The 5,568-nt window shown below is 75.5% G+C and carries 3 protein-coding genes; 1 reads left to right on the forward strand and 2 read right to left on the reverse strand.

Going from position 1 to position 5,568, the window contains the following annotated elements:
- Positions 1–143 precede the first annotated feature (143 nt).
- Positions 144–3,131 carry an AfsR/SARP family transcriptional regulator gene (locus tag ACZ7GJ_RS32785; RefSeq protein ID WP_470756830.1) on the reverse strand — a complete coding sequence of 996 codons (2,988 nt, stop codon included), beginning with the start codon at positions 3,129–3,131 and terminating at the stop codon, positions 144–146.
- Between the two features lie 194 nt (positions 3,132–3,325).
- On the opposite strand from ACZ7GJ_RS32785, the gene ACZ7GJ_RS32790 reads away from it, so the two are divergent.
- On the forward strand, positions 3,326–4,822 hold the full coding sequence (locus ACZ7GJ_RS32790; protein ID WP_470756832.1) for an AfsR/SARP family transcriptional regulator: 1,497 nt from the start codon (positions 3,326–3,328) through the stop codon (positions 4,820–4,822).
- A gap of 15 nt (positions 4,823–4,837) precedes the next feature.
- Here ACZ7GJ_RS32790 and ACZ7GJ_RS32795 read toward each other — a convergent pair whose 3' ends face one another.
- A complete protein-coding gene (locus tag ACZ7GJ_RS32795) occupies positions 4,838–5,368 on the reverse strand; it encodes a hypothetical protein (protein ID WP_470756834.1) in 531 nt (176 codons plus the stop codon).
- Between the last annotated feature and the right edge of the window lie 200 nt (positions 5,369–5,568).

Here is a 5,568-nt window from a genome sequence, read left to right on the forward strand (position 1 = left end):
GACTGGATGTTTTTCGACTAGGGGTCGGGACGAAAGAAAACCACTTCCGCTTGCTTGTCCCCCCCCTCACCCTCCCCCCCCCCCCCATCCCCACCCCCCCCCCCCCCCCCCCCCCCCCCCCCCCCCCCCCGCCCGCCCGCCCGCTACGGCTGCGGAAGCGCGTCCAGCTGGGCCCGCGTCTCCCGGACGTCGTCCCCGAGGCCCAGCCGCTCGTAGACGGCCAGCGCGTCAGCGAGGCAGGCACGTGCCTGGCGCGGCCTGCAGAGGCCGGTGTGCACCGTCCCGAGCGTGCGCAGGAGCGCGGCCTCCAGCGCCGCGCTGGTGCGTCCGGCGAGCGGCAGCACCGCCTCGGCGGCCTCGGCGGCGAGCAGCCAGCGCCCCGCCTCGGCGTGGATACGGGCCACCAGATCTCCCGCCGCCGCCTCGAACACCGTCACCCGGAGGCCCGCGAACTCCTCACGGGCGCGCACCGCGTGGGCCAGGGCCGCCTCCGGATCGCCGCACAGCCGCAACACCCGGGCCAGGTAGTAGCGTCCGGTCGCGGCCGACACCGGGCCCGACCCGTCCATCAGGCGGGCGCCGCGCTCGGCCGCGGCCCTGCCCTCCTCGACGCGTCCTGTCTGGGCGCAGCAGAACGCGAACTCCCCCAGGGCGCTGCCCTCCGCGCGCTCCGCTCCCACCCGGCGGAAGAGCTCGGCCGCGCTGCCCGCGTACGCGGCGGCTTCGGCGTACCGCCCGCGGATACGGAGGTTGCTGCCCAGGGCGAGCAGCGCCTTGGCCCGTACGCGTACGACGGGACCGTCGTCGACGCCCTCGCACAGGGCGACCGCCCGGCCGATCTCCCGCTCGGACTCCTCGTACCGGTTGACGTGCCAGAGCATGATGCCGCGCACATGCCGGGCGAGGGCCTCGGGGCCGTCGTCACCCCGGGCCGCCGCCTGGTCGGCGATGAGCTCGGCCAGGTCGGCGATGATCGTCGTCTGGGCCCGCTCGAACAGCACCGACCCCATCTTGTCGGCGAGTTCGGCGGCACGGTCCAGTGGCAGAGCCGGATCGGCGCAGCTCAGGTGGATGGCCGCGGCGTGCACGCCGGCCTGTTCGCGCATCCAGCTCACCGCCTCGGCCGAATCGGCCACGGGGCGGCCGGGGGAGGCGACCGGTGCGTCGAGGAGGCTCTGCTCCACCGGGTCGACGGAGCGAGCGGCGAGGTCGGCGTTGCGCGCGGTGGCCAGGCAGAAGTCGACCAGCCGGTCGGCGGCCGCCGTGCGCTCCCCGGCGGGTTCCTCGGCGGCGAGCCGGTCGCGGGCGTAGTCGCGGACCAGATCGTGGAAGCCGTACCGCTCGAACTGCGGGGAGTGCAGCAGGTTCAGATCGACGAGTGCTTCGAGCAGCTCGTCGGCGTCCGCCTCGGACCGGTCGAGCAGCGCCGCGGCGCAGGGCAGCGAGATGTCCGGCGCGTCGGGCAGGGCCATCAGCCGGAAGGCGCGGGCGAGGTCCGGGCCGAGCCGGTGGTAGGAGAGGGCGAAGGTGGCCTCCACCGTGCGCTTCCCGTCGTCCAGTTCGGTCAGCCGGCGCTGGTCGCGCAGTGCCTCGGCGAGTGCCGCCAGGCTGAGCGCGGGGTCCGCGGCGAGCCGGGACGCGACGATCCTGACGGCGAGCGGCAGCAGCCCGCAGGCCACCACGATCTCCTCGGCGAGGCCGGGCTCGGCGGCCACCCGTGCGGCTCCCGCGATCCGGGTGAACAGTTCCAGCGCCTCGTCCTCGGAGAGGGTCTCCAGACGCATCTGGTGGGCCCCCGAGAGGCCGGTGAGGCGGGTGCGGCTGGTGATGAGGACGGCGCAGCCGGCGGAGCCCGGGAGCAGGGGTTTCACCTGGTCCGGACCGACAGCGTTGTCGAGTACGACGAGCACCTTGCGGCCCGCGAGGGCCGAGCGGTACAGGGCGGAACGCTCCCCCAGGTCCAGCGGGATCTCGGCCGCGGCGACTCCCAGCGCCCGCAGGAATCCGGCGAGCGCCGGGCCGGGGTCCAGGGGGGTGCGGTCGGCGCCGCGCAGGTCCGCGAAGAGCTGGCCGTCCGGGAAGCGCTCGTGGACCCGACGGGCCACGTGCACCGCGAGCGTCGTCTTGCCGACGCCGCCCATGCCGTCCAGCGCGGAGACGACCACCGCGCGTCCGCCGCCGCCCACGAGGCGGTCCACCAGCGTCTCTACGGCGGATTCCCGGCCGGTGAAGTCGGCGAGCCCGGCGGGGAGCTGGTGCGGTGCCTGCCAGGCGGGGGACTCCGCGCGGGCGGCGGAGAGGGACAGCAGTGCGGGGTCCTCGCGCAGGATCCGCAGGTGCAGCGCGGCGGGTCCGTCGGCGCGGTTCGCGCCGTCGGCGCGGCCGGTGCCGGTGCCGGAGCCCGGTCCCGCTTCGGCTTCGGGTGTCTCCCGCGGCAGCGACCGGCGGGCCTCCTCGTACACGGCGAGGGCCTCGGCCTTGCGCCCCGCCTGGTAGAGGGCCCGCATGAGGACGGCGGTGAGCCGGGACCGCCCCGGGTGCTCCAGCGCGAGCGAGGCGGCCTCCGCCGTCAGGTCCGTACGGTCGCCCAGCTCCACGTCCATCTCCAGCTGGAGCTCCTTGGCGGAGAGCCACTGCTCCAGCAGCCGGGCCCGTACCGACTCCGCATGCGGCCCGGCGAGGCCGGCCAGCGGCTCCCCGTCCCACAGCCGGTGCGCCCGCAGCAGCACCTCCCGTATCCCGTCCGCAGCGGCGCCCTGATCGCGCAGCCGCTCGGCCTCGGCGAGCAGCCGGTCCCAGACCACGACGTCCACCTCGGCGTCGGGAGCCGCCAGCGCGTAGCCGTCGCCCACGCGGACCAGCAGCTCCGCCGCGCGCTGCGCCCCGATACGCGCCTTGAAGGCGGCCCGCAGCCGGGACACGTGCAGCTGCACGGCCTTGCGCGGTTCGGAGGGCGGGGCGCCGCCCCACACCCCCTCCGCGAGGACCGCGGTGGCGACCGTACGCCCCGCGGCCGTCAGCAGCACGGCCAGCACGGCCCGCTGCTGGGGCCGGCCCAGATCGACCTCTTCGTCCCCGTACCAGGCCCGCAACGGTCCGAGCAGGCTGAAGCGCAGCGCGGATTCCCCCATGGTCCTTCCCCCAGTTCTCATGCCCCGCGCCCCCGTCCGACGCGTACTGCCGCAAGCCCCGCGGGATCCCCATCCCGCGGGTCCTGCCGTCTGCGGACGGCGGTACGGCAATGCGCGACGAAGGCGGCGCTCCCCCCGTCACCTATCATCTGTCGCAATTGTGCACTGGGCTCATGGGCGGGGGCGGCATGGGTATGGGGCTCGAATTCTGCGTGCTCGGTCCACTGCGCGGCTGGCGTGACGGCCGCGAGATCGACCTCGGGCGCCCGCAGCAGCGCGCCGTGCTCGCCGCGCTGCTGCTCGCTCCCGGGCAGCTCGTCCCGCTCGGGCAGCTGATCGACGGGCTCTGGGGCGAGGACGACTCCCGGTGGCCGAAGGACCCCGTGGGCCAGCTGAGCACGCACACCCACCGGCTGCGCCGGGCCATGGCCGCGCCCGGGGACCCGGGCGGTGCGGTGCTGGTCGCCGAATCGGGTGGATACCGGCTCAACGTGGACCGGAGCGCCGTCGATCTCTTCCACTACGACGCCGCGGTGCTGGAGTCGGCCGCGCTGCGCCACGAGGATCCGGTACGGGCCCGCGTGCTGCTCCGCGAGGCCCTCGGTCGGTGGCGCGGGCCGGCGCTCGAAGGGGTGCCCGGCGTACTCGCCGAGCGCGCCCGCCTGCGGCTCGCGGCGGGCCGGCACGCGGTCACGAAGACGCTGCTCGACATCGAACTCACCCTGGGGCGCCATGCGGAGCTGCTCCCCGAACTGGCCGCCCTGGCCTCGCAGAACCCGCACGACGAGGAGGTGCAGCGGCTCTACGTGCTGGCCCTGCACCGCGGCGGGCGGACGGCCGAGGCGCTCGCCGCCTTCGACGCGCTGCGGGAGCGTCTCGACCGGGAACTGGGGCTGGAACCGGCCCCCGCGATGATGGAACTGCACACCCGCATCCGGGACGGCGACCCCGCCCTGACCGCACCCGCGGTCCCGGTGCAGCGCCGCCGCCCGGCGCGCCCCTGCCAGCTGCCGCCGGACATTCCGGACTGGGTGGGCCGGGGCGCCGAACTGCGGGAGGCCGAGGGCCTGCTGCGGCAGCCGGACACCTCCCCGGTCCTGGTGCTGTCGGGCGCCCGCGGCAGCGGCACCTCGGCGTTCGCCGTGCACCTGGCCCATGCGGTCCAGGACGCCTACCCGGACGGCCAGCTGTACGCCGGCGGGGACGCTCTGCGGGACGGCGGGGCGGCCGACGCCGACAGGCCGGCCGAGCCGCGTGCCGTACTCGCCGCGTTCCTGCGGGCACTGGGCGAGCGGCCGCCCGAGGCCGCCGACACCGACGAACTGTCCCGGCGCTTCCGCGCCACCCTCGCGGGGCGGCGCGTACTGGTGCTGCTCGACGGGGTGGCCCGCCCCGAGCCGCTGCTGCCCGCCACCGCCGGCTGCGCGGCCGTACTGACCGGGGCGGCTGCGGACGCGCTGCCCGGGGGCGCGGCGCACATCCGCGTCGGCCCCTTGGACCCGGCCGACGCGTACGAGCTGCTCGCGCGGGTCGCGGGCGCGGACCGGGTACGGGAGGAGCCCGGGGCGGTGGGTGAACTGGCCGCGCTCTGCGGGCACCTGCCCCTGCACCTGCGGGCGGCGGCGACCCGTCTCGCGGCGCGCCCGCAGTGGTCGGTGGCGGGGCTTGTGGCGCGGACGGCCCGCCAGTAGACCGTCGGCAGGCCGTCAGTAGGCGTCCGAGTACCAGACGGTGTTCCACTGCTCCCGGTTCCGGCTGGCCTGCGGGCAGGACTCGTTGGTGTTGAAGACGGTGAATCCGATGGCTTCCACAACGAGGCATGCATTCGCGTGCTCGCGCTTGAATGTGTTGAGGGCAAAGCAGACCTGCCGCCCGTCGCGGCCGTAGACGACCAGGTTCCCGTCGGACTGCATGACCGCCTTCTCGCCGCAGCCGACGGTGTTGCTCGCCCACTTGGCGGTCTGCGTCGCGGGATTGCTGAACCCCCGGTAGAGGACCAGGTTCCCGTCGTTCTGCATGATCAGCCGCACATCGCCGGCGTCGATGTGCCAGCCCTTGTACAGGGGTTCGTCGTTCCACATGGTGTGGGTCGCCGGGTCGTACGCGGCCTGCGCGCTGCCCGCGCCCACGACCGTCCCGGCGAGCGCCACCACGCCCGCCGCCAGTACGCCGGCCAGCCGGCGCGCGACCCCCGCCTTCGCCCCTGCCTTCGTCTTCGACATCGCTGCTGTCGTCATCCCCGTGAGCCCTTCTCTAGCCGTACCGGCGCGCGCATACGTACGAGCGCGCCTTGCATGTTGACCTTGGCGCCCCCCGGTAGACAAACGCTGAACGCGCCCGAACACCGGCGCGGGGGGGGGGGGGGGGGGGGGGGGGGGGGGGGTCCTGCACGGGGGGGGGGGGGGGGGAGAAGTCGGGGGAGGTGTGGGGGCGGGGT

The sequence above is a fragment of the Streptomyces sp. NPDC037242 genome (assembly GCF_055604165.1).